The sequence below is a fragment of the Microcoleus sp. CZ3-B2 genome (genome assembly GCF_036705055.1).
In the GTDB taxonomy this organism is placed as follows: Bacteria; Cyanobacteriota; Cyanobacteriia; order Cyanobacteriales; family Microcoleaceae; genus Microcoleus.
In genome coordinates, this window is the sequence record NZ_JAUBTN010000060.1 from 1 (window position 1) to 24066 (window position 24066).

Below are 24066 nucleotides of genomic sequence, written 5' to 3' on the forward strand. Positions count from 1 at the left end.
TCTCCCCCTCTCCCCCTCTCTCAAGTTAGATACAAGCTTCTACAGGCGCGGATAAAAATTTGACATAAAAAAAACCTCAAGCTGTTGTTTGGCAACATTTTGAGGATTTCAAGGCTCGATGCGATCGCAGAATCAACTATCTATTCTCAACAAATTATGATTGTTGACTCCGTTTTCGATCGGGCAAACACACGATCGAGCTAAAAATTTAGCTCTAAATGGTTTAGTAGCGACGAGAGGAGCGGTCGTTGTTGCCCCAGTTACCGCTGTTAGAAGAACCACGTTCTTCGCGGGGTTTTGCCTTATTGACTTTGAGGTCGCGACCCATCCACTCAGCACCGTCAAGAGCTTCAATGGCGGCGGTTTCTTCTGCTTCAGTAGACATTTCTACAAAAGCGAAACCGCGCATCCGACCTGTTTCACGGTCAGCAGGCACTTGAATGCGCTTGACTGTGCCGTACTCACCAAAAGTTTGGCTGAGGTGCTCCTGCGTTACTTCGTAGGATAAATTGCCGACATAGATTGACATTGAACATTCTCCAGAATCGAGGTTGTAGAGATTTAAATCCGGAGGAACGCCGATCGAACGAACTGTACTGCCGAAAATAAAGCTTTGTGAAAACAATCATAGCACCTATACTTGCAAACTGCAATTTTTTGAGCCGATCGATCCAAAAGAATGCCGCAAGCTTTTGGGCGAGACGAAAAACCCCGAATCAAACAGGAAAAGCTGACCCTAAATTAATTGAATTATCCTGGTTTGCCAGGAGTTCCCGATCGCGCCGTTCTTTCGGTGCGTCTGGGTCACAATTGCTAGGGCGAGAGAAGTTTTGACGAAAATAGAGCAACCGGGGATTGTGCCGTACTTGACTGCCTTGAAACCCGGTTCCTTAACAAAAAATTACGATTTTGCCGGAGTCTGTGGGACGAAACCCAGGTAATGAGATCGATCCGGCTAGGTGAGTATGTCAAATCCCAAAGTCACAGGCCAGATAGAGAAGTAACGGCGACAGTGGATTTGGCCCAATTAAATTCCTCAACCCCTGCGGCAACTTCTGCCACAGCCGGCGCTGCTGTTTCCGCCCCCACCAACACCAATTGCACGGCGCAAGCTTTTAACTCTGGCTGTTTGGAATCGGGACAACTTGCCGAATGAGTCATAGCATTGGCTTCAGCTTCTTCGGCCCACAGAGCACCCCAGTGCATCGGTACAAATAGCGTACCAGGGGCGATCGCCTTAGTAACTTTTGCCGGAAACCGAGCCTTACCGCGGCGCGATCGAACTTCCAGCAAATCCCCCTCATTAATCTGCAATTTCGCAGCATCGCGCGGGTGAATTTCCAAAAACGGATCGGGGTGCAACTGATTAATTTTCTCAGTTCTACCCGTGCGCGTCATGGTGTGCCAGTGTCCGTAAAGTCTCCCCGTCGTCAACACAAACGGATAGTTAGGATCTGGAGGTTCAGCGAGTCCCCGCGAGTGATAAGCCGAAAATTTTGCCCGCCCGTCGTCGGTGTGAAAACGCCTGTCAGTATACAGCCGTTTCGCTTCATTGGCTGGATGCGGAGGCTCGTTTTCGGGACAGGGCCACTGCTGGGGGCCTTGGAGGCGCAAATATTCGTGACTCAGGCCAGTTACATCGCAAGGCCTGCCCCTTGTCAACTGCACAAACTCTTGATATACGTCAGCGCTGCTGTCGAAAGCAAAATGTTCGGCAAAACCCAAGCGGCGGCCGACTTCAGCAAAAATGCTCCAGTCATCGCGCGCTTCCCCTGAAGGAATGTCGAAACCCGGGCCGAGAGTAACGCGGCGTTCGGAATTTGTCATCACTCCGGTTTTTTCGCTCCACTGGGTTGCCGGCAGCAGGATGTGAGCGTAGGCTGAGGTTTCCGTGGGATAATAAGCTTCTTGATAAATCGTCAAGGGCGATCGCAGCAAAGCAGCCTTTGTCCGTTCCAAATCCGGCATACTCACTACCGGATTAGTAGCTGCAATCCACAGCAACTCGACATCGCCAGTTTCCAATCCCAAAATCATCTCCCAAGCAGTGCGGCCGGGATTTGGGGAAATGCTTCCCGGTGCAATTCCCCAAAACTTCTCGACTTGGGTTCTGTGTTCGGCATTTTTCACAAATCTGTAACCGGGGAGTAGGTGAGAGAGTCCTCCGGCTTCCCGCCCTCCCATCGCGTTTGGCTGGCCGGTCAGGGAAAACGGGCCGCATCCCGGTTTGCCGATTTGACCGGTCATCAAGTGCAAATTAATTAGCGATCGCACCTTGGCCGTGCCTTCGGAGGACTGGTTGATGCCCATCGACCACAGCGACAAAACCCGCTGCGACTGTTCCCAATAACGGGCAGCCGTTTCTAAATCGCTAACACTAATACCGCAGCGCGAGGCGACAAAATCCGGCGTGTAGCTGCTAATAACTTCCGCAAAAGCTGAAAAATTTTCCGTGCAGTCTTGAATAAATTCAGGGTCTATTGCCCGTTTTCGCAACAGTAAATATGCAATGCCATTGAACAAATCTATATCCGTACCGGGCTTAATTGCTAAGTGCAAATCTGCCGCTTCAGCAGTCGGAGTCCGCCTCGGATCTACCACAATCATCTTGACATTTGGATTTTTTTTGTGATATTTTGCCAAGCGGTTGAACACAATCGGATGGCATTCCGCTGTATTGCTACCGACAATAAAAGCACAATCTGTTAATTCTAAATCGTCGTAACAGCAAGGTGGCCCGTCCGAACCAAAGCTTTGAACGTATCCCGAAACTGCTGAAGACATACACAAGCGAGAATTCGCATCAAAATTATTTGTACCCAGACAACCTTTCATGAGTTTCTGAGCAACATAATAATCTTCTGTTACGAATTGACCCGAACCGTAAACGCACAAAGCATCGGGGCCAGTGGTGCTGCGAATTGTTTGGATGCGGTTAACAATGGCATCGAGAGCTTCGTCCCAACTAGCGCGGCGGAAGGGTTGGTCGAGAGTGTCTCGCATCATCGGATAAAGTAGCCGATCGCTCCGAATGGACTCTGCTACCGTTGCTCCCTTAATACAAACCATACCCTGACTTGATGGGTGATTGCGATCGCCTCGAACTTTCCAACTTTGTTTTTTGTCGGGAACAACTTCTAGACCGCAACCTACACCGCAGTAAGGGCAAAGAGTTTTTATAGTTTCCATCTGGTGATTTTAGATGCTAATTTTTGAAAGCTCATGGATAATAGGTAATTTTTCATTATAATCAGAACAAATTGTTCCCAACAATGTATCAATTATTACAAAATTACCCAAAAAACGCTTCACAGCAGCGGAAAATACCCTGATTTAAAATTAACCGCTGTCTTACTAAAACTCGCGATCGCTCTTATTTGCAGCCAGTTTATGACAGTTTATAACTCCCCTGTAAAACAGTGGGCGAATACACTAAGTAGAAAGGCGTAAATATTTGTAGTTGGGATGAGGCAGGAGTCAGGAGACAGAATGCAGGAGGGATTGGGGTTTTAGCCTCATTTATCTTTCTTAACACAGTTGTGTTTTTCCCCACCGACTTACTTAATTACCAAAAACGGAAACCAGACACTCCTGATTCGATATCCCAAATTTTACACTTCCGCTAAAGCTGCCAGATTTATCTGTGAAATAAATTTTTAAGCTCAAATCTTGAATGCGAAAATCGACTGACTTGGTTGTTCGTAGCAATCTAAGAGCTGCGCGCGGGAAGATTTCGCCTACTTGGCTGTTTTAACTTCTAATACGCCGCTGGGGCTAAAATTTACTTGAAATTCAGCCGTTGTTCGATCGCCTGCGACGACACCTGCAGGAGTTTGCAAAACCGGCAGAGGCGTTTCTTTGACAAAATCTTTAGCTGCTTGATTTGTGGGATCGAACTGTAGGATATCGCCGTTTTGTTTCACTTTGACCCGATAAGTCAAACTTTCGGTAAATGTCGGAGTTGTCCTCCAATTTTGGTCAATTTTTGCATATAACTGGTTTGCGATCGCATCGAGTTCGGCTTTGTCAGAAATCCCCGATCCGGTGCTGTTAGTCGCAGCAATCGGCGCAGGACTCGCAACAGGCGCAGGGCTTGCAGCAATCGGCGCAGGACTCGCAGCGACAGGCGCAGGACTCGCAGCGACAGGCGCAGGGCTAACCGCAACAGGCGCAGGGCTGGGGGGAGAGCTCACAACCGCGGCCACAGTCGGCGCTTGCAGTGCCGTTTCTCCTAGTTTCGCTTGCTTTAGCTGGCTGGAAACCGCAGACATATTGACGGCTGCTAAAGTAGCCATTGCTACCAACCACGACACTGCGAAGATAGCTCCTTTCAGCGGTGAAGCTTCTACGGGTTCAGTAGCATGAGGCATAAAAGATACCTCTGGCCTTGGCTTGTCAGCAACTGCAGGTTTTTTGCCAGCAGGTACTGGCAGGGGTATCGCGACGGTTTCTGTTTCCGATTCCGTTGCTTCATCTTCTTCGTGGTGGGCGTAGCGAGAAAACAGGAACTCCAAAGCAAAGTTCCGCAGTTCGTAATATCTGGGGTCTTCCATTACCCGCGTGCGGTTGCGGGGACGGCTGAAGGGAATGTGCATATCTTCGCCGATGGAAGCGGCGGGGCCGTTGGTCATCATCACGATGCGATCGGCTAAAAACAAAGCTTCATCAATATCGTGAGTGATCATGATGACGGTAATTTTGTGTTCGCGCCAGATTTTGAGCAATTCTTCCTGCAATTCTTCCCGCGTAATCGGATCTAGAGCTCCGAAAGGTTCGTCCAAAATCAATAGTTTGGGGCGAGTTGCTAGAGCTCGGGCGATCGCCACCCGCTGTTTCATCCCCCCGGACAATTGGCCCGGTCTTTTATTAGCAGCTTCGGTCAGCCCCACTAATTCTAAGTTTTGTTTGACGATCGCATTGTGTTCCTCTGCAGACTTGTCAGCATAAACACTTTCAACACCGAGGTGGATGTTTTCAGTAGCAGTCAGCCAAGGTAGTAGGGAGTAGTTTTGAAACACCACCATGCGATCGGGGCCGGGTTCAGTAATCGGCGAACCTTCCAGAGCAACTTCTCCGCTGGTCGGCCCGTTGAATCCCGCAATCATGTTCAGCAAAGTTGATTTGCCGCAGCCGGAGTGACCGATCAAACAAATAAATTCGCCTTCATTAATAGTCAGGTTTACACCGTCGAGAATGACAAAAGGTTTGTCAGGTTCTTTCTGATTTTTGTAGACTTTGGATACGTTTTTTATCGTTAAAAAACCGGGTTTTCCTGTCTGAAAATTAGTAGTTTCGGGAGTTGTTAGAGTTTGCATATTTTCAGAAATTGGCTTGTGTTTTTGAGGATTAGACATGAAGCTTTTAGATTGAGAGGGATTTTGGGAGTTGTGGAAATCGGAAAATGTGGAGTCTTGTTTCCTAATTCCTTACTCCTCATTTCCTCTTCCTATTTACTGGTTATGCAGGGATTTTGATAGAACACTGACTGCCTATTTGTTCAATTAAGATTTCTTCAATGCGGAGTCCGCGCTTGATTTTGACATTCTGGAGATAGTCGATCGGGTCGTCTAGATTAAAGACAGTGCCGTCAAATAGCTCGATCGTCCGACGAACTCTCGAAATATCCGGCAAACCCAACTCGCGAACTGCTTGACCGAAGACATCGGGCCGCAACACTCGATCGACCACTTCCACCCAGTTTTTCGGGAACGGAATCAGACCCCAGCGCGCCATCTGCGCCATCACCCACACCATTTCTAGGCGGTCTGGACAATTGGTTTGGTCAACGTAGAACTGGTTGAAGTTGTAGAGCATTTCGGGTTCGGCCTCGGTGCCGCAGTTGTAGGGATCGATGAATCCCGGGCGGATGTTTTTGGAGTCTGCGCCGATGTATTGTTCTTGACAAATCAATCCCAGCACTTCTTCGCGGTTGCGGCGATCGTCGCAGTAGTCGCAGGCTTCCAAAAGCGCTTTGACGAGGGCGACGTGGGTTTGAGGATATTTCTGAGCCCAATCTTCGGTAACACCGAGAACTTTTTCGATGTGTCCGGGCAGAATGTCGAGGGAACGGGCGATGACAAAACCACTACCGTCGTTGACTGCGTGGGTGTTCCAGGGGTCGCCGGCGCAGTAGCCGTCAATGTTACCTGCTTTTAAATTCGATACCATCTGCGGGGGCGGAATCACGGTCAAGCCCACGTCGAGGTCGGGGTCGATGCCGCCGGCGGCCAGCCAGTAGCGGAACAGCAGATTGTGCATGGAGGCGGAGTGTACCGTCCCCAAGGTGTGAGCTTTGTCGGGGGTGCTGGCGATCTCCGCTTTGAAATCCTCTAATGTCCGAATACCTTGTTTGTAGAGGTGTTTGCTCAAAACAATCGAATTGCCGTTGCGAGACAGAGTGAGGGCGCTACAGACTGGCACCGGGGCTTCGCCGTCCAATCCCAACAACATGGCGATCGGCATTCCTGCGACCATTTGCGCCGCATCCAGCCGTCCTTGGGCTACGCCTTTGGCAATTGCTTTCCAGCTTGGTTCGCGCACGAGGGTAACTTCTTCTAAGCCGTGGGCTTTGAAAAATCCTTTTTCTTTGGCTACGACTAAGGGCGCGCAGTCGGTGAGGGGAATAAACCCGATGTCGAGGTTGACTTTTTCCAGGCCGTTGCGGGCGATCGCAGGTAGTTGTTGTTGGGCCCGGCGTTGTTTGACGCGCTTTTGCTGGTTGAGGAAGTAAACAATTTCGTTGCGTAGCGCGTAGTAACTCGGATGGTTGACAACTTCCATGCGCTTGCGGGGGCGGGGAATGTCCACTTCGAGGATTTGTCCGATTTGCGCTTCCGGGCCGTTGGTAAGCATGACAATGCGATCGCTCAACAACAAAGCCTCGTCAACGTCGTGAGTTACCATCACGCTGGTGACTTTGCTTTCCTGGCAAATTTTCATCAACTGGTCTTGCAAACCGCCGCGAGTTAAAGCATCAAGAGCACCAAAGGGTTCGTCTAACAGCAGCAATTTCGGGCGAATCGCGAGGGCGCGGGCGATCGCAACTCTTTGTTTCATCCCCCCAGAAATTTCCCCAGGCCGTTTTTTGGCAGCTTGTCCGAGTCCTACTAATTTAATATGGTGTTCTATGACTAATTCGCGCTCTTCTTGAGTGTTACCGCTGTAGATTTCATCCACTGCGAGGGCGATATTTTCGCGAACAGTCAGCCAAGGAAGCAGCGAATAATTTTGAAACACCACCATCCGATCCGGGCCTGGATCGCGGACTTCGCGCCCTTCTAAAGTAATCCCGCCCTGACTTGCCTTGTCGAGACCAGCGATGATATTTAGCAGTGTAGATTTGCCGCAGCCAGAGTGTCCGATTAAGGAGATAAATTCTCCTTTTTTAATTTTAAGTTCGATATTTTTAAGAGCGATGTATTGCTCTCCATTTGGCAGATTAAATACGCGGTCTACGTGGTCTACTTCAACAAATACTGACATGATTTTTTTAGGTAGTTTTTACTTGGTAGATGGCAATTATTTGTTATTGGTTATTTGTTATTGGTTATTGGTTGTTGGTTATTGGTTGTTGGTTATTGGTTGTTGGTTATTTGTTATTGGTTATTGGCTGTTGGTTATTGGTTGTTTAGTATTAGAGAAGCTACTAACTACCAACTACTAACTCCTAACTCCTAACTCCTAACTCCCAACTCCTAACAAATAACAAATAACAAATAACAAATAACAAATAACTAATCACCCATTCCCCATTCCCCATTCCCAAATCCTATTTGCTTTCTTCGGGAACCACTTTAGAACCGATAAAACCAACTATTCTGTCTAATAGCAAGCCGACAATTCCTACATAAAGCACTGCTAGAATCACGGAGCTTAGTCGAGAACTGTTGTAAGCATCCCAGATGAAGAAACCGATGCCAACACCGCCGACTAACATTTCCGCCGCTACGATCGCCAGCCAAGACAAACCGATACCAATTCTCAAGCCTGTGAAGATGTAAGGAACTGAAGATGGAATCAGGATTTTCCAGAAGTATTTTCGGTTCGGTAGGCGCAAGACGCGGGCGACGTTTCTGTAGTCTTGGGGTATTTGTTGAACGCCTACTGTGGTATTGATGATAATCGGCCAAATTGCTGTAGCCAAGATTACAAAAAGTGCTGCTACTTCGTTGGTTTTCAGTCCCATACCTTCAAAGGGATTGAACTGTTGAAATACTGCCAGGGCGATCGGCAACCAAGCTAGAGGCGGGATAGTTCTAAATACTTGAAACAGCGGGTCTAAAGCATCGTACATTAAAGGATTTGTGCCGATCAATATCCCTAAACTTATGCCGAGAATTGCTGATAAAGTAAAGCCGATCGCCACTCGCTGCAAACTCGCTAAAATTTGCCAAAATAAACCTTTGTCGATACCGCCGTTGTCGAAGAAGGGATCGATAATCAAAGTCCAAGTTTCTTTGACAACTTTAACCGGGCCCGGCAAGGAGGAACCATCACCGTGGCAAAGGATTTGCCAAATTGTGAGCAAAACTGCGATCGCAACTAAAGGTCGAAGGATTTTTCGGCGATTTTTTTGCACCAAATCCAAAACGAAATTTACCGGATTTTTACTTTTAGAAACAGAGAGATTTGTTGCCATATCTTTGAGTGTATCTTAGTGAATAATCGATTATTTGTAGATACTTGGAAGTGTTCGCCGTGTCTGGGTGGTTTGAGTCAAGAAAGCCAACTTTACTACTAAAGTTAAAAATTGGTCATCAGTCAACAGTCAACAGTCAACAGTCAACTAATTATGCTTTCTTGATTGCCAGACTCTTCAGATATTCTTCAGGTTTTTCGGGGTCAAACTTGATGCCGTCAAAGAATGTTTCGACACCGCGAGAAGTCGTAGCAGGAATTTGGGCTGCAGGAACACCAATTGCTGTGGCGGCGGCTTTCCAAATATCCTCGCGGTTAACTTTATCGACGGTTCCTTTGATATCGGTATTAGCCGGCATATAACCCCAGCGAATATTTTCAGTGATGAACCAAGCATCGTGGCTCTTGTAGGGATACGAAGCATTATCAGCCCAGAATTTCATCGCCACTGGACTAGCAGCTTCAACGCGACCTGTACCGTAGTCAATTTGACCTTTAGAGCGAGCGACAATATCGGCTGCAGGAACTTTTAACCATCTATCTTTACCGATGATTTGACACATCTCTTCTTTGTTTTCTGGCTTTTCGCACCACTGCTGGGATTCGAGAACAGCCATTGTCAGTGCTTTAGCAGCTTTGGGATTTTTGGCTACCCAATCTGCTCTTAAAGTTAAAGCTTTTTCTGGGTGATCTTTCCAAAGTTCTCCAGTGATTAAGGCGCTGTATCCTACTTTTTGAGCAATTAGCTGAGCGTTCCAAGGTTCGCCTACACAAAAGGCTTCCATGCTGCCGGATTTCATGTTAGCTACCATCTGGGGCGGCGGTACGGGAATCACGGAAACATCTGTATCTGGATTGATACCGCCTGCTGCTAGCCAGTACCGTATCCACAAATCGTGGGTGCCTCCGGGAAATGTCATAGCAATCGGAACTTTCTGATTGGCGAGGGCTGCTTTAAAAGGTTTGCTATCTGTACCTATTTTTAAATCAAGGTATTTTTTGCCGAGGGAAATACCTTGACCGTTAGTATTTAACCGCGCCAGAATGTTCATTGGCACTGGCTGATTGCCTTTGGTAATTGTGCCTAATGTCATCTGGTGAGCCATCGGGGATAGGAGGTGCGCGCCGTCAATGCCGCCTTTGTCGGAACCGAGTTCTAGGTTATCGCGCGTCACCGGCCAAGATGCTTGTTTGGTTATTTGCACGTCTTTCATGCCGTATTTGGCAAAGTAGCCTTTTTCTAGGGCGATGATTAAGGGTGCTGCGTCGGTGAGCGCGATGAATCCGAGTTTGGCTGCGGTAACTTCGGGGGCGTCGGCGGGGTTGATGTTGACTGCTGGGGCAGCGGTGGGTGAGGTTCCGCCGGGAGTTGCGCTAGATGTGGTGGAACCGGAACTGCAACCGTGGGCTAGCAGGGTGCCGGCGGCTGTGACTCCGGCGGTGATGATGAATTTTCTGCGGGAAAGGTTGCTCATTTGTCTTGAATTCTTGTTGTACTTTGAGATCGTTGGAATGTGAGATGGCAGATGTGAGATCAGGCGTCGATCGACACTTGGCCGATCGCCCGCGCGCTGCAAGCTAAAATGAACCCTGGTTCTAAATCGGCAGCCGCGTCTGGTTGACTGTCGTAAACTGTTTTGCCTTCTAGAAGTTTCTGCTTGCAAGTGCCGCAGGTTCCCGAACGACAACTGCTGTCGAGTTCGACTCCTGCCCGTTCGGCAACGTCGAGAATAAATTCATCTTCGGTGCAAGCAACTGTTTTGCCCGATCGGGCGAAAATAACAGTAGATGTCTGAGGTTTGGTCGCCGCGAGTGTCGTTTCGTCTCTCTCAACCGTCAGTTGCAGTTGTCGGTTGAGGGAAGCTACATCTCCTTGATGGGGAACAGCACCGAAGTTATCGACTAAAAGTTGATGCAGCACCGGTTTAAGGTCTTCGCAAGGGATGCTTTTTTGGACGCAAGTACCCAAATGAGCGTCTTTGCCAACCGTCCCTCCCATGTAAATGTCTACACCTTCAAGGGTTTTGCCGTTCTTGCGAACCTTTGTCCCCATCAAACCGATGTCTGCTACTTGGGGTTGGCCGCAGGAATTGGGGCAACCAGTCCAGTGAATTCTGACCGGTTTGGGAATGGAGAGTTCGGTTTCGAGTTCCCCAATCATGGCGACGGCGCGCGCTTTGGTTTCAATGAGGGCGAAGTTGCAAAACTTGGAGCCGGTGCAGGAAAGTAAGGCTCGCGTCAGGGGTGCCGGCTCAATGGAAAAACGCTGCAACAGCGGTTCTTTCAGCAGCGACTCAATCCGCGATGCGGGAACGTTGGGCACAATCACGTTTTCTTCGACAGTCAGCCTGAGCTCGCCACTGCCGTAGACTTCGGCGATTCTGGCTAAATCGAACAAATCCGATGCAGTTAGCCGTCCGACGGGAACGTGCAGCCCTACATACTTGAGTCCTGCTTGTTTTTGGTCGTAGATGCCGATGTGGTCGCGTTTGTCCCAGATGATTTCATCTTTGAGGGCGGCCCGAAGCAATGTGCGCCCTAATTCTTGTTCGACGACGGCGCGGAATTGTTCGATGCCGAGTTCGTCAATCAGCCACATCAAGCGCGATTTTTGGCGGTTTGCTCTCGGGCCTCGATCGCGAAACACAGTTAAAATTGCTTTGCACAAATCTACAACGTCGCTGGGACTTGCCCAAGCGTTGAGGGGAATTGCAGCTTCGCAGCGTTTGGCGGAGAAGAATCCGCCGACTAAAACATTAAACCCGATGTTGCCGTCCAAGTAAGCGGGTACGAAGGCGATGTCGTTGATTTCGGCGTGGACTGAGTTGTCGCGACAGCCTGCGATCGCAATATTAAACTTTCTCGGCAAATTGGAAAACGCGGGGTTGCCTTCGCCGCTGTTGGTAATCATGTCTTGAACTTGGTTTGCCAGTTCCCGCGTATCTATCAGTTCGTCGGCATCCAAGCCTGCGACTGGGGAACCGGTGATGTTGCGAACGTTGTCCATACCGGACTGAACACTGGTCATCCCCACTGCTTTGAGGCGGCTGAAGATGTCGGGCACATCTTCTATGCGAATTCCGCGCAGTTGCAGGTTTTGTCTGGTGGTGATGTCGGCGCTGCCGTCGTCGCCGTACCGCTGTACAATTTCTGCGATGGTTCTGGTTTGATTGCTGGTAATGATGCCGTTGGGCAACCGCATCCGCATCATGAATTTCCCAGGAGTTACTGGCCGAAAGAAGATGCCGAACCATTTGAGGCGGTAGTCGCGATCGATTTCGTCCATTGCTTCCCAGCCGATTTGGGCGAAGTGTTCGAGTTCGGCTTTGACTGCTAAGCCATCTTTTTCGGATTTGAGTTTTTCAAATTTGTTCTGGCTGGTTTTTGGTTCTACTGTTTGGGTCATTGGTTTACCCTCGCGGCTGGCTTGTTCGGGAAAAGTATTGACTTGGAGCATAAAGTGTGTTTCCTGCTAACCTTAGTGACTGTATGAATTTAAAACTGTATATTTAGTTACTCGATAGAATTTCTTTTAAGCATGGTTGGTCTTTTGTATACTTGAGCTTTTTTGGACGCTGCCTCGAATGCCACCACCCTATTTATGGTTGTTATGGTTGCTACCGATTGTTCGATCGCTGCGTTTCGATGCGCCTTTGTTACGAACAAATGTAAAACCCACCACCGTAAAGATTCGTAGCTATTTTTACAAAATATTGAGTTTTATGAAGATTTTGCATACTGACAATGCGTTTTATACATGAGTAGTCGGTAAAGACACCCACAGAGCCTAAAAATCTTTGTAAATCTTTAGATTTGGGAGGGGAGAGAGGGAAATTGGCAAATAATAAAATAATGTTGTGACGCCGATCGCATACTTAAAACGCCGCTAGTCACACAATTAGATGCGTCGCGATCGCACAATTAGCGTCAAAAAATCACATTCTCTACTCTGTCAGCGTCACTGTTGATTTTGGGAGAATGATAGATGATATAACTATCGAATTCAGAGAAGGTCTTATGCTTTTTATTCAACTTATCCCCGGCGCTATTTCTGAAATACTGGCCTCTGTTACCGATACAGGCTGTTTGACATTGGCCGATCGCTACGGTTTGATGGCTGCTGTTTTGGATGACTCTCTCGACGAGCAAGATATATATTCGCTCAACCGACTGCTGCGCTACGTGCTTAAGGGAAGAGTCAAGATAGTTAATGAATTGTCGGCGATCGGTTAACAGCATTCAGCAATTTGATTGATGCAGCGCTTCAAGTGCAGAAACTACCGCCAGAGTCTCAAGGAACCCGCGATGCTCGCTACGGATATGTTGCAGGCAGTTTCTTGGCTTTTCTCAAAACGATCGCTCCTCGCCGTCAGTCGATTTTAGATTTTAGATTTTAGATTTTAGATTTTTAGATTTACTTACATCATTAGTAGGGTGCGTCGAGGAGCGATGAATCCCTAATATCATCTCCGGTAGATTGCCATAACACAAAAAAGGTTCGTGCAGTTAATCGAGCGGGCGCGATATAAGATCGTTTCCGGCTGCATCGTCAGGTGATAAATCAGAGAGCAATTCATGAATGATTTTTACAAGTCACCACCTATCTCGGTGCAATTTTCAGTTGTTCGATTCACAGTCAACAGTCAACAGTCAACAGTCAACAGTCAGTAGGGGCGGTGGATGGTGCGTGCGGGCCCTCTTAACTTGAGGAAACAATTTTTTATAAATGGTATAATTTTGGGCGATCGACCTTTGAGGAATTTGAGGACTCAAGTCCTCATTACCAACCTAATTATAATTATTAAACTGGGCTAGAGATAATAGGCAACCTATGAAAATCATCAATCAAACAATCGAAATACTCACAGAATCAGGTCTTAATATTTATAACATCACTCCTCAAATTGTCCAGCTTCTTGATAGCAGTGCCGTGAAAAATGGACAAGTTATAGTTTTTTCCAAACACACTACTACAGCTTTGGCAATTAATGAAGATGAAGAAAGATTGCTAGCAGATATTAAAGTATACTTGCAAAAATTAGCGCCTCCCGGTGACAAATACTTGCACAACGACCTGCATTTAAGAATAGTTCCAGCCGACGAACCGATCAACGCTCACTCTCACCTGATGGCCATGACGCTCAGTACCAGCGAAGTAATTCCAGTTGCAGAAGGTAAATTAGCACTGGGGACTTGGCAATCTGTTTTGTTTTTTGACTTAGACGGGCCGCGAAACAGAAGTGTAAGTATTCAAATTATGGGCGAATAAGTTGTGGTGTAATTAAATTGCATCTAGCGGTTTTCAAGTGAATGAAATATTGACCAATTAATCCCTCAATCCCTCAATCAATTTTATGGACTAACTCTGCGTAGGTGATGCGTTTGGGTAGCAATGTGCTGGTAGTGGCGAAATTTTGCTGTTTAATTACGGGCATTAGCTGTTTTTTGTGAATGTAGTTGATATTAGGCGATCGCCCACAAAATCGGGAGCAGAGCGGTTTTGCAAAAAGCATTTTTTTTATTAAGCGTGCGAGAAGCCCAGATCGCGTATTGTACTCGCTCTTCGGGGACGCTCGAACTATAAATGCAAAACCGATCTGCTATCACAAAATCTTTACCAAAACTTTAATAAAATTTGCCGGAATCTGTGATTTACTAAAAATTAAAGAGTCCCTACGAGGCGGCAGCATCTCCGGCTTTGTAAAAATATTTTTTTGTGCGAGTGCGATAGATAAAATCTCCCACGCATTAAAACAAAAGCGATCGATAGGATCTCCCACGCATTCAAGCAAAACACAGATGCTCCCGAGCGATCGACTTGATTTTTTATCACTCATTCCCCGGAGAATTTTATGAATTCTACTAATAAAAACAGTATTTACAGCACTTGCTCAGTGGCTGTTTTCTGTGCAATTATCGCGATACAGCCACAAAAAGCTACAGCAGCAACGCTATCTAACGGTTGGAATTATGCGATCGATTCCTTCAGCGACGGCGTGACAGGGCCGCAAATCGGCGGCGGCGAATTTGAATTTTACGGTATCGCTGTCAAAGAAACATCAGATACAGCTTTCATCGCCATTAACTCCAATCTAAGTTTAGCGGGATATGCAGACAGCGCTGCTCTCCGAGGCAACATCAACTACGGCGATTTGTTCTTCAATTTTTCCGGTCAAAACTTCAACACAGCTAACGCAAACGGCAGCTTATTTGGTATCCGCTTTGCCGAGGGAAACGACTCAGGCGTTGCGACAACAGGCGTTTACAGCAATGTCAGCGCTAAAAACGTCACCCAAACGAACTCCGGCTTTAGCAATTTAAATCAATTCAACACTGTAGTTGCATCTCAAGGCGGTACTCCATCAATGGGCGATTTAGCTGCCACAGACCCCTATTTTGAACAAACAGGAAACTGGACAGTTCTCAACTCAATTGCTACAGGTACAAAAGTAGGAGAAATTAACTTTTTAACTCCCGCCACTTTGACCGCACTAGGTCTGAATTTTGGTCAATTTAATGCAGTAGGTTCTCAAACAATCGGATTCAGTTTTAACAAATCCTCAATGCCTTCGGGGAGCTATATTGCTAACTTTTTTGCCGAGTGCGCTAATGATGCGATCGCCATTAAAAGCTCCTTTGAAGCCAGCTCTCCTGAAGCCGTACCCGAACCTTCTACTTGGTTTGCTACTTTACTAGGATTGAGCTTTTTAGGTATGGGTGTGGCGAAACGCAAAATTAAGGGCAAGATTGCCTAAGTTATGGGTGCGCTGCGGCGCACCTTACGCATCACTAGCGCGACTTCCAAATAGGTGTAGGGTGCGCGGCGGCGCACCTTACGACTTGCTGTAATTATCGAGCAATAAAATGCGCCCAAACATTCCCATCAGGCCCCGCAACTTGATTGACGTAACTGTAGGGATACATCAACTTTCTTCCCTCAGTATTGCTGTAGCCAGTGAGGGCATCTCCCCAAGGATCTTGCACGATATAACCCTGGGAATTGTAGCCAATTAAAGTGATAATGTGACCGGCCGCCGTAAAATCTCCCGCTAAAACTACTGGCCGCCGATTCAACAATTGGGATCGCACATCCGCCCATGTACGAGTCGTACTAAAACTCGTCTGGAACCCGTAAGCCTGAATCAGCGCCGTCAGCACGTTGTGATCCGTTTGAGAACCCTGGCCGGCATAGTCGAAACACCACTGCAACAACTCATCCTCCAACTGTCCGCCCCACTTAGAGCGAACGCCGTAGTAATAAAATACCATTGCGATCGCAGTTACATTGCAAGTAGACCAATCAAAACGCGGATTGTCCCGCTGCGAAAAATACGGCACGTTCAATTCCACATTGTTCGGAACTGGATCGAAAATTTTATCTCCCCGTTTGAACTGAACAAAGCTCGGAAAAACATAACCTGTATTGCCAAAATTCGGCAGTTCTTCAGTCAGGGAAACTTTTAGGTGATTTTCTTCCAAACCGTAGCTTTCCACGCCGTAAACTCTACCTAAAGGCAGTGTAACCCTCTCCGTAGCAGTTAGCTTGTTAGCATCTAACGGGCGTTTTTTCAATACCGTTGGTTGCAGCATTGTCATTGTCAAAGCATCGGGATCAAAGGGAACTTCTTTGCCGTTTTTCTTGATTTTAACGGACTGCCAATAAATAAATCCGACATTCCCGAAACCGGGAATAGATTCGGCGAGGGTTACTCGGAAATGACCCAAAACGCACGCATAGCCAGTGATGGTGTAGGTGCTACCTAAAATTAAAGCTGCAACTCCATTAGCAGGCAGTTTTGATGAATCTATTGGTTGGCTTTTAATCACAGTTGTTTGAGTTACCAACAGTTCAGCGCCTCCGCTGTTGTTCGGTACGTCGGCGAGGTCAAACTTCAAGGTTTTTGTACCTTTGGCTAACTGAACGTCTGGTTCGTAAAAATAGCCAAAACTGCCGATCGGCGAAATTGCCGAATCCAGCACCACCTTGAGATGCCCGTCAACAAATCCGTACTTGCTCAACGTAAAAATCTGACCTGCTTTGACAAAAACTTTTTGCTGATTTTCTAGTCGCGAAGAATCAACCGGAGCTACTTTAAAGAAAGTAGCAGAAACTATCTTTAAGGTCAAATTTTTTCCGACAGTCAGCGGATCGGAACTAACTGTAATGTAAATTACTTGGCTGGCGGTAACATTGCGTTTGCTGTCAGTTGCGCGCAACCTCAGCCAACGAGCTCCTGCTACGCTAAATCCTTTAGGCATATTCACTTGCCAAGTGCCGGCTTGTTGGTTTAGCGTAACGGTTAGCGGAAATTTATCTTCAGCTATTACATCAACTTTTACCGCTTCCTGCTTGTCAAAAGTACCCTGCAGGACGATCGCCTGATTTACTAAAACTTCTGTTGGCCCTTGATAAGTTAAATTAGGGGCAGGATTGAAAGATTTACCGCCGCGACTGAATTGCACGAAATCGGGAAAAATAAAACCCGTATTGCCAAAGGAAGGCAAATTTTCAGTCAGCGAGACTTTGACATCACCTTGTTCTATAGAGAATCCTGCAACTCCGTAAATCATGCCCGCCGCCAAAGTAATTTTTTCTGGCGATTGCAGGCTTGCTGGATTGACGGGCCGCTTTTTAAGCACAGCAGTTTTGATAACAGTCATCGTCACAGCATTTCTATCACACTGAATTCCTATCCCGTTTTGCAAAATTTGGACGTGTTGCGAGTACAAAAATCCTGACTGGACAAAGTTGGGAATCTGGTTATTTAGGGTGACACGAAAATGATTGTCTACGCAGGCATAGCCGAGAATATTGAAAGTTTCTCCTTGATAAAATCGGACTTTCTGATTTTCTGCTAAAGTAGCAGAATCTGCGGGATTGCGCTTTAACCAGGTTTTTTTGTTTACCCACAGCAACATCATTCCAGGCGGCGGGGCGGGTAATTCGGCGCGATCGAATATCATGATTTTTGCGCCGTTTGTGATGATTGCGTGCTTTTCGTAAAAAAAGCCGGACTTCCCCACCGGATTGATGGGATTCCTTAGTTGAACATTTAGGTGTCCGTCTTCTAACTCGTAGTCGGTAATTTGATAAGTTGTTCCGGCTGGTACGTCCGCTTTTTGTCGATCGTTGAGACTGCTACTAGGCAATGTTCCGGCTTTGAATCTGGTAAATTGGAGAATAATTAACGTAAAAGAGCGATCGGGTAAGTTAGAAGCAGGATTAACTTTGATGTTAATTGTTTGTTCGCCGATAACTTTACCAGCCTTATTAGTTGCCTTCACCTGCACAGTGCGAGTTCCAGGGCGATCGAACCCTTTCTCTAAACTGATGTTCCAGATGCCCGTAGATAAATTCATCTCAGCATTCAGGGCATTTGAGCCTTCTGTTGCTGAAATCGCCGCCACTTGATTTTTGTCAAAACTGCCCACTAAGACGGCGCCTAGATTTGCCTCAACTTCTTGTGGGCCTAAGTAACTCAAAATACTGTCGTTGCTTGTCATTATCTATCAGCCTACCTACTTAATTATTCAGCTACAGCAAGGATAACTTCTGATTTTATGAAACACAATCAATCTCGGACAAAACCGCCCCTCGACTGAATCTAGGGGCGGTGAAAGCCTTTTAAAGCATGAATTTTGAATGGTTGACAGGATTTGCACGCAAAATCTAACTGTAGGCTGTGCACCGCGTACCTGACGACAATCTAGGCTGCTCGATCGCATTTGTCGTGCAAGTTTTGGGGGAAAAAATATAGTTAGAGTAGGTTGTTAACCCCCGTACCCGTGACCCCTCACTAAACTATGGTGACAAGAATATCTTGAGCGTGAGAGTCAACTTTCAAATTGTCTCCTTCATAAACCTGAATAATTTTGCCAGTACCGTCGATGACGAAGGTGACGCGCTTGGCATAATCACCTTTTTCGACATCGTAAGCTTTGGTAATTGCGCCATCAACATCTGCTAATAGTTGAAAAGGCAAACCGTACTTTTCTGTGAATTTTTGGTGCGATTCTTCGTTGTCGCGGCTGACACCGAGAACTACTATATCTTTGCCCTTGTATTCTTCATGGGCTGCTTTGAAGCTTTGGGCTTGTCTGGTGCAGCCGGGGGTGTCATCTTTGGGGTAGAAATACAAGATTACGGTTTTACCGTTGAAGTCGGAGAGGGAGACTGTTTTGCCGTTTGTGTCTTTGGCGCTGAATTGAGGAGCCGCGCACCCTACTGGTAATGTCATAGTTGTGTTTCTCTTGTTTGGTTTTTATTGCACTTCCTCAAGTTATTTTACTTGGTTTTGTGCCTTTCCAAGATACTGTTGCTAAAAATCGCGATCGCCCCTAGTATCAATTCCGGTTGCACTCAGACATGATATCAATTCCGGTTGCACCGGAATAATATAGAGGAGACGGCAGTGCCGTCTCCTGGTTGCTAAGAGGTTCTACATACCAAGCGATTGAGCGGCAGCGGGCATCATAGACGGATCGATCGCAATTCCTAAACCTTCTGCAACTTGGCGCCCGTAATTGGGATCGGCGCGGAAGAAATGGCACAGTTGGCGCATCTGAATTTCCGGTTTTACTCCACTCAAACTTTCCACAATGTTAGCGACAAGCCGCTGCTGTGCGTCGGGTTTCATCAAGCGATAGAGGTCTCCTGCTTGGGTGTAATCGTCATTGCCCTTACGCTGATCGTAGCGATCGACTTTGACATTTCCTAAATCCCAAGCTGGATCGGCATAGGCACAGTTTTCCTTCGGCGCATCCTCGTGGCTGTTGGGTTCGTAGTTGGGCGCGCTGCCACCGTTGTTACCCAGTGCCATTGCGCCATCCCGTTGGTAGTTCATTACCGGACACTTTGGTTGATTGACTGGCAATTGCTGATAGTTTGCACCGAGACGGTAGCGTTGAGCATCTGCATAGGACATGATGCGAAATTGCAGCACTTTGTCTGGAGAAAAGCTAATACCTGGAACGACATTAGAAGGAGAAAATGCCGCCTGTTCTACCTCAGCAAAAAAGTTTTGTGGATTGCGATTGAGTTCGAGAATTCCTACATCAATTAACGGAAACTCTGAGTGTTTCCAAACTTTCGTCAAGTCAAAGGGGCTTTCGCGATACTCTGCGGCTTGGGCCTCGGTCATTACTTGAATGCAAAAGCGCCATTTGGGATAATTACCTTGGTCGATCGATTCAAACAAGTCGCGAGTCGCATGATCTGCGTCTTCACCTTTAATCCGCATCGCTTCTTCGGCGGTGAAATTCTCAATACCTTGCATGGTTTTGAAATGGAATTTGCACCAAACCCGTTCTCCTTGAGCATTGATGAGGCTGAAGGTATGGCTGCCAAAACCGTCCATGTGGCGGTGGTTTTTCGGCGTACCGCGATCGGAAAACAGAATTGTCACCTGATGCAGAGATTCTGGACTCAGCGACCAGAAATCCCACTTGGCGTCAGCATCTTTGAGATGCGTTTGGGGATTGCGCTTTTGGGTGTGGATCAAATCAGGGAATTTGAGCGGATCGCGGATGAAGAAAACAGGGGTGTTGTTCCCTACTAAATCCCAGTTGCCTTCTTCGGTGTAGAACTTCATCGAAAAACCTCTGGGATCGCGTTCGGCATCCGCTGAACCTTGTTCGCCGCCAACTGTAGAAAAGCGGAGAAGAACCTGAGTTTGTTTGCCAATTTCTGAGAATAGCTGAGCTTTGCTGTAGCGACTAATGTCATGGGTGACGGTGAATGTGCCAAATGCAGCGGCTCCTTTGGCATGGACAACGCGCTCAGGAATGCGTTCCCGGTTGAAGTGAGCCAGTTTCTCCATCAGGTGAAAATCCTGCATGAGGATAGGCCCGCGTTCACCGGCAGTCAAGGAGTTTTGGTTATCTGGAACTGGAATTCCGCTAGCGGTTGTCAATGTATTGTGGTCTGTCATAGTGGCTAAATTTATTGCTCCATCTTAAATATTCTATAGCTTTCTGGGAAGGAGGTCTATCTGCAGAGGTAATTCTCAGATAGGCGATTGTGTGTTAAATTATTAGTGTGTTTTCACACTTTGCTGAGTCAATTAAACTTAATTAACCAATAAAATATGATTGATTTCTACACTGTGATTATCAGAAAAAGTGCTGATTATTGGGTTTCTTTGTGTTTAGAAAATGGATTGGTGGGACAAGGCAATACTCCCGAACAATCTATTGATAAACTAAAACAAGCTATAGAGTCATTTTCCGAAGTATATGAATCAGAGTCTGATGTTTATCTCAGTCCTCTTTCTATTAATGAATTACACGAATTTCTGACTTTAGAAGATGCAGAAGCCTCCGACACTTATGAACTTAGGAAAGTTTATGCCTAAAAACCTTCCATCTTTAAAACCTAAAGCATTAATTAAGATTTTAGAACAAAACGGATGTCAGTTTTACCGAGAGGGGAAAGGGGATCATCGTTTGTATATGCGTGAAATTGAAGACCGAAAAAGGATTGTTCCGATTGATATGGGTGCAGGGGAAATGTCACCAGCTTATGTGTTGCGGATTTTCAGGCAATTTGGGTTTACCGAGCCAGAAATTGAGGGGATGATTAGTTAAGTAAGTTGATTTAACTAGCATTCTTATACAACAGGTGGCAAACAGGGAGCGACAACCGGTAATCCCTCAGTTTCTCGCTGTGCAACTTCAAAGTTTAATTCTAATAGAAACTTTAACGGGTCTTGGTTGGCTTTGATACCGTAGGCTTTGCAAACGAGTTGGTCTAATTGGGCGTGGAGTTTGGCGAGTTGGCTGGCAGGTTCATTAAAAAACTCGTTGTATAATTGGGTAATACCACACTGTTTGCGCTCCATATACTCGGTGCGGTAGTCATGGAGAACCTGCATGGCTGCTCGAATTTCAGTTTTGGTTTTTTCGTGGCAATTTTGGGGAAAGGGAAAGGTTTCAAAACAGGTGTTGTGAGTGTAACGTGTATCGGCTTTAAGGGTTGAGCTTTGTGCTTTGACCCACTGACGATGCAGATTTGAAGTTAGGATGCCAAGAACATAGAAGTCATCTGAAGCCACAGGATGGCAGCTATTTCCATGCAAGTAATTACAATCAGAAATTAAAAATATCGACCACTTTGAAGTTTCTGGGACGGCGAAACAAAAGGGTAAAGTTGCTAGAGCTTTTCGCATTGCTTCATTCGTGCGCTTGAATCGCCACCATTTTTCCCGCATGACGGCTTCTCGATTAGATTCTCGTTGAGGCTTGACGTACTTTTTAACATGAGCGAACGGTAGCTGGTAATCACTAACCTCTTCTAAACTGCGATTTTCAAAATCAATAATCCAACGCTCTGGCTTTCCCTGGGGGTTCTTTGCCAGATTCGCACCCGTTGAAAAGAGCTTGAGAACATCTTGATTTTTAGGATCGGCTTTAATCCATTGCTTTACCTCTCTTTCAGTTACAATAAAACCCTTATCATTAGGTTGCACTCCTACGAAACATTGATTTAAGTTGGCCTTGATCTTTACAGATTGAGAAGCATCGACTTCTGCCTTGAGAGAAGAATTGATATGAGAAACAACTTTATAATCAATACGGCAGGTTAATTCTTTACTCTCAGAGGTCTTGAGCCAATTGACAATACTAATGTGTACTTTCGCTTCACCAGACCAAGGCTGAGTAGAAATTGCATCATAAATATAACCACCATTTTGAATGATGTAGTCTAAAGTAGCTTGACGAGTTTGACCTTGAGAGATGGTGTTTGTGGCGACTAAACCAGCCCGGAAATCTTCCCTTAAGTGATTATGAGCAAGGCGAAACCAGTAGGAACAAATATCTACTTTACCTTTTACATCAGGAAATTTAGCAAAAATACGATCGACATAATCATCACCAAGGGTTAGTCGCAGACGATTACCACCCAAAAAGGGAGGATTTCCAATAATTACATTAACTTGTTCCCACTCGCAAAACAGAGCATCATCACAGCGGATATTGCGATCGAGATTATCCAAAGGTAACGCCCGATCGAGTTCCAGTGGCAGGTTCATTTGTACGATATTAAGCAACTGGTTTTCTTCATCTAAAGCTAACTTTTTGGCAAGCATCAGCGTCACTTTTGCCAATTCCACGGCAAACGGTTTGATGTCAATCCCGTAAAACTGGCTTGTCTTCACCAGGGACATCGTACCTATCGCATTAGCAGCACGAGAGAAATTATCATGGATTTTGGTTAGCAATTGTGCCTCTAACCGCTTCAGTTCCCGATAAGCAACATAGAGAAAATTACCGCTGCCGCAAGCTGGATCGAGAACTTTGAAATCAAGTAATTCTTGTCGCAGTGCTAACAAATCTTTCAGCGTCTTTGCCGCTTCAATCCGTTCTCGCCACGGGCGGATAATCGTAGGCAAAACCACTTTTTGAATGTCTGCCTCGCTGGTATAGTGCGCTCCCAACGCATGACGTTCCTCTTTGCCCATACTGGACTCAAACAACGCACCAAAAATCGCAGGTTCTACCTTTGACCACCGTTCCTTTGCTGCCTCTAATAGCAGATCGATTTCGCTGCGAGTCAGGGCGATGGGTTCCACAACTGAGAATATACCGCCATTAAAATAGGATACATCCCGATAGCGGCTGTCTTTAGGTGCGGGGCGATCGCTCCCCATTTGCCGAAATAATCCCCCAATCAAATCGTAGGAACTAACTCGATTCATCTGGCAATCACCTAAAAATTCGGTGAATAAACCGCGCGGCAACAAATCGATATCTTCAGCAAATAATGCTACTACACACTGAAGGATAAACCTTTGAGCGGTTTCTACTTTTTCGCCGCGCTCTACTAAGCGATTAAAAACTAGAGCAACTTTGTCAGCCGCTGTTCGCGTTACATCAATTTGGTTGTTATTGAATAAAGGCTGGCGATTTTCGGGGAAAAGAAAGTTTAAGGCAGTGAAGCGATGGGGTAACTCTTCCAGATTTACTCGGTCTACAGGTTCCCGCAGTTGCAGATCGAAGTCATAAATCCAAAATTCATCAAAGTTGCAAAGAACTACATATTTAGGACGTTGTGGCACTAGCTCCAGCCAATATTCAAAGGCTTGTTGATAGTGTTTTTCCAGTTTTTCGCCCCGTTTTTTCATTTCCAGCAACAACCGGGGTCGCCACAGCAAATCGGCGAATTTCGTAGTTTTGCCTTTCGCCTTTACTCGAAATTCTAGTTCGGCTCCCGCTTCCTTGTAGCCTGGATGACCGAAGGCTTGAAACAGGCGATCGCAAAATACTTGAGCTTCGCCCTTTTCGTCTCCCTTCAAAGTACGAACGTATTCAACAAACTTGTTGATATTATTCAGTGTATCTGTCATAATAAGTAAACTAAATAAATTGTGTAATTCTTGTAGGGGCAAACCCCCCGTGGTTGCCCCGATCGGTCGGGGGTAGGCACGGGGA

At 46.5% G+C, this 24066-nt stretch carries 18 protein-coding genes and 1 pseudogene; 6 read left to right on the plus strand and 13 right to left on the minus strand.

The features are described from left to right. Positions 1 to 223 precede the first annotated feature (223 nt). The 8 genes and pseudogenes from QUA97_RS22045 to QUA97_RS22080 form a co-directional block, all read right to left on the minus strand. Entirely contained in the window at positions 224 to 529 is a 306-nt protein-coding gene (locus QUA97_RS22045) for an RNA recognition motif domain-containing protein (RefSeq protein ID WP_194012852.1), read from the minus strand. A 452-nt stretch (positions 530 to 981) separates the two neighbouring features. Next, entirely contained in the window at positions 982 to 3189 is a 2208-nt protein-coding gene (locus tag QUA97_RS22050) for a molybdopterin oxidoreductase family protein (protein WP_194070881.1), read from the minus strand. Positions 3190 to 3737: 548 nt separating this feature from the next. Then, on the minus strand, positions 3738 to 5354 hold the full coding sequence (locus tag QUA97_RS22055; RefSeq protein WP_333196065.1) for a nitrate ABC transporter ATP-binding protein: 1617 nt from the start codon (positions 5352 to 5354) through the stop codon (positions 3738 to 3740). 103 nt (positions 5355 to 5457) lie between these two features. Further along, complete coding sequence (locus tag QUA97_RS22060; protein WP_194070879.1) at positions 5458 to 7482, minus strand: ABC transporter ATP-binding/substrate-binding protein; 2025 nt, start codon at positions 7480 to 7482, stop codon at positions 5458 to 5460. 286 nt (positions 7483 to 7768) lie between these two features. Next, positions 7769 to 8638 carry a nitrate ABC transporter permease gene (gene ntrB / locus QUA97_RS22065; protein ID WP_194070878.1) on the minus strand — a complete coding sequence of 290 codons (870 nt, stop codon included), beginning with the start codon at positions 8636 to 8638 and terminating at the stop codon, positions 7769 to 7771. Positions 8639 to 8789: 151 nt separating this feature from the next. Beyond that, entirely contained in the window at positions 8790 to 10112 is a 1323-nt protein-coding gene (locus tag QUA97_RS22070; protein ID WP_333087750.1) for a CmpA/NrtA family ABC transporter substrate-binding protein, read from the minus strand. A 59-nt stretch (positions 10113 to 10171) separates the two neighbouring features. After that, positions 10172 to 10483, minus strand: a complete 312-nt coding sequence (locus QUA97_RS22075) for a 2Fe-2S iron-sulfur cluster-binding protein (RefSeq protein WP_333087891.1) — start codon at positions 10481 to 10483, stop codon at positions 10172 to 10174. A 33-nt stretch (positions 10484 to 10516) separates the two neighbouring features. Further along, positions 10517 to 12043 (minus strand): annotated as a pseudogene (locus QUA97_RS22080) (ferredoxin--nitrite reductase); the annotation flags it as partial. Positions 12044 to 12654: 611 nt separating this feature from the next. Here QUA97_RS22080 and QUA97_RS22085 point away from each other — a divergent pair. The 3 genes from QUA97_RS22085 (at position 12655) to QUA97_RS22095 (ending at position 13906) form a co-directional block, all read left to right on the plus strand. After that, positions 12655 to 12870: a hypothetical protein gene (locus tag QUA97_RS22085; protein WP_194011692.1), complete on the plus strand. Its 216-nt coding sequence runs from the start codon at positions 12655 to 12657 to the stop codon at positions 12868 to 12870. A gap of 14 nt (positions 12871 to 12884) precedes the next feature. Then, complete coding sequence (locus QUA97_RS22090; protein WP_333113336.1) at positions 12885 to 13034, plus strand: hypothetical protein; 150 nt, start codon at positions 12885 to 12887, stop codon at positions 13032 to 13034. A gap of 434 nt (positions 13035 to 13468) precedes the next feature. Next, positions 13469 to 13906 (plus strand): secondary thiamine-phosphate synthase enzyme YjbQ, encoded by a 438-nt coding sequence (locus QUA97_RS22095; protein WP_333087755.1) that lies wholly within the window; start codon positions 13469 to 13471, stop codon positions 13904 to 13906. 194 nt (positions 13907 to 14100) lie between these two features. Here QUA97_RS22095 and QUA97_RS22100 read toward each other — a convergent pair whose 3' ends face one another. After that, positions 14101 to 14244: a hypothetical protein gene (locus QUA97_RS22100; RefSeq protein WP_333113333.1), complete on the minus strand. Its 144-nt coding sequence runs from the start codon at positions 14242 to 14244 to the stop codon at positions 14101 to 14103. Positions 14245 to 14489: 245 nt separating this feature from the next. Between QUA97_RS22100 and QUA97_RS22105 the strand changes: the two genes are divergently transcribed. After that, on the plus strand, positions 14490 to 15392 hold the full coding sequence (locus tag QUA97_RS22105) for a PEP-CTERM sorting domain-containing protein (protein WP_333196070.1): 903 nt from the start codon (positions 14490 to 14492) through the stop codon (positions 15390 to 15392). Between the two features lie 94 nt (positions 15393 to 15486). Here the strand turns inward: QUA97_RS22105 and QUA97_RS22110 are convergent, their stop codons facing one another. The 3 genes from QUA97_RS22110 to QUA97_RS22120 form a co-directional block, all read right to left on the minus strand. Then, positions 15487 to 18141 carry a C39 family peptidase gene (locus QUA97_RS22110; protein ID WP_333196072.1) on the minus strand — a complete coding sequence of 885 codons (2655 nt, stop codon included), beginning with the start codon at positions 18139 to 18141 and terminating at the stop codon, positions 15487 to 15489. Between the two features lie 293 nt (positions 18142 to 18434). Beyond that, positions 18435 to 18875 (minus strand): peroxiredoxin, encoded by a 441-nt coding sequence (locus QUA97_RS22115; protein ID WP_194011687.1) that lies wholly within the window; start codon positions 18873 to 18875, stop codon positions 18435 to 18437. Positions 18876 to 19076: 201 nt separating this feature from the next. Then, a complete protein-coding gene (locus tag QUA97_RS22120; protein WP_194070729.1) occupies positions 19077 to 20567 on the minus strand; it encodes a catalase in 1491 nt (496 codons plus the stop codon). Between the two features lie 156 nt (positions 20568 to 20723). Between QUA97_RS22120 and QUA97_RS22125 the strand changes: the two genes are divergently transcribed. After that, the gene (locus tag QUA97_RS22125) at positions 20724 to 20990 is read left to right on the plus strand and encodes a type II toxin-antitoxin system HicB family antitoxin (protein ID WP_228050329.1); all 267 of its coding nucleotides are present in this window, start codon (positions 20724 to 20726) and stop codon (positions 20988 to 20990) included. Beyond that, the gene (locus QUA97_RS22130) at positions 20983 to 21222 is read left to right on the plus strand and encodes a type II toxin-antitoxin system HicA family toxin (RefSeq protein WP_194070730.1); all 240 of its coding nucleotides are present in this window, start codon (positions 20983 to 20985) and stop codon (positions 21220 to 21222) included. Before QUA97_RS22125 ends, QUA97_RS22130 begins: the two co-directional genes overlap by 8 nt. A 23-nt stretch (positions 21223 to 21245) precedes the next feature. Here QUA97_RS22130 and QUA97_RS22135 read toward each other — a convergent pair whose 3' ends face one another. Further along, a complete protein-coding gene (locus tag QUA97_RS22135) occupies positions 21246 to 23981 on the minus strand; it encodes a class I SAM-dependent DNA methyltransferase (RefSeq protein ID WP_333196075.1) in 2736 nt (911 codons plus the stop codon). Positions 23982 to 24066 lie beyond the last annotated feature (85 nt).

Excerpts from the sequence above, each read along its gene's own strand:
- QUA97_RS22045 (WP_194012852.1), bottom strand. The coding sequence starts at position 529 with ATGTCAATCTATGTCGGCAATTTATCCTACGAAGTAACGCAGGAGCAC.
- QUA97_RS22050 (WP_194070881.1), bottom strand. The coding sequence starts at position 3,189 with ATGGAAACTATAAAAACTCTTTGCCCTTACTGCGGTGTAGGTTGCGGT.
- QUA97_RS22055 (WP_333196065.1), bottom strand. The coding sequence starts at position 5,354 with ATGTCTAATCCTCAAAAACACAAGCCAATTTCTGAAAATATGCAAACT.
- QUA97_RS22060 (WP_194070879.1), bottom strand. The coding sequence starts at position 7,482 with ATGTCAGTATTTGTTGAAGTAGACCACGTAGACCGCGTATTTAATCTG.
- ntrB (WP_194070878.1), bottom strand. The coding sequence starts at position 8,638 with ATGGCAACAAATCTCTCTGTTTCTAAAAGTAAAAATCCGGTAAATTTC.
- QUA97_RS22070 (WP_333087750.1), bottom strand. The coding sequence starts at position 10,112 with ATGAGCAACCTTTCCCGCAGAAAATTCATCATCACCGCCGGAGTCACA.
- QUA97_RS22085 (WP_194011692.1), top strand. The coding sequence starts at position 12,655 with ATGCTTTTTATTCAACTTATCCCCGGCGCTATTTCTGAAATACTGGCC.
- QUA97_RS22095 (WP_333087755.1), top strand. The coding sequence starts at position 13,469 with ATGAAAATCATCAATCAAACAATCGAAATACTCACAGAATCAGGTCTT.
- QUA97_RS22105 (WP_333196070.1), top strand. The coding sequence starts at position 14,490 with ATGAATTCTACTAATAAAAACAGTATTTACAGCACTTGCTCAGTGGCT.
- QUA97_RS22110 (WP_333196072.1), bottom strand. The coding sequence starts at position 18,141 with ATGACAAGCAACGACAGTATTTTGAGTTACTTAGGCCCACAAGAAGTT.
- QUA97_RS22115 (WP_194011687.1), bottom strand. The coding sequence starts at position 18,875 with ATGACATTACCAGTAGGGTGCGCGGCTCCTCAATTCAGCGCCAAAGAC.
- QUA97_RS22120 (WP_194070729.1), bottom strand. The coding sequence starts at position 20,567 with ATGACAGACCACAATACATTGACAACCGCTAGCGGAATTCCAGTTCCA.
- QUA97_RS22125 (WP_228050329.1), top strand. The coding sequence starts at position 20,724 with ATGATTGATTTCTACACTGTGATTATCAGAAAAAGTGCTGATTATTGG.
- QUA97_RS22130 (WP_194070730.1), top strand. The coding sequence starts at position 20,983 with ATGCCTAAAAACCTTCCATCTTTAAAACCTAAAGCATTAATTAAGATT.
- QUA97_RS22135 (WP_333196075.1), bottom strand. The coding sequence starts at position 23,981 with ATGACAGATACACTGAATAATATCAACAAGTTTGTTGAATACGTTCGT.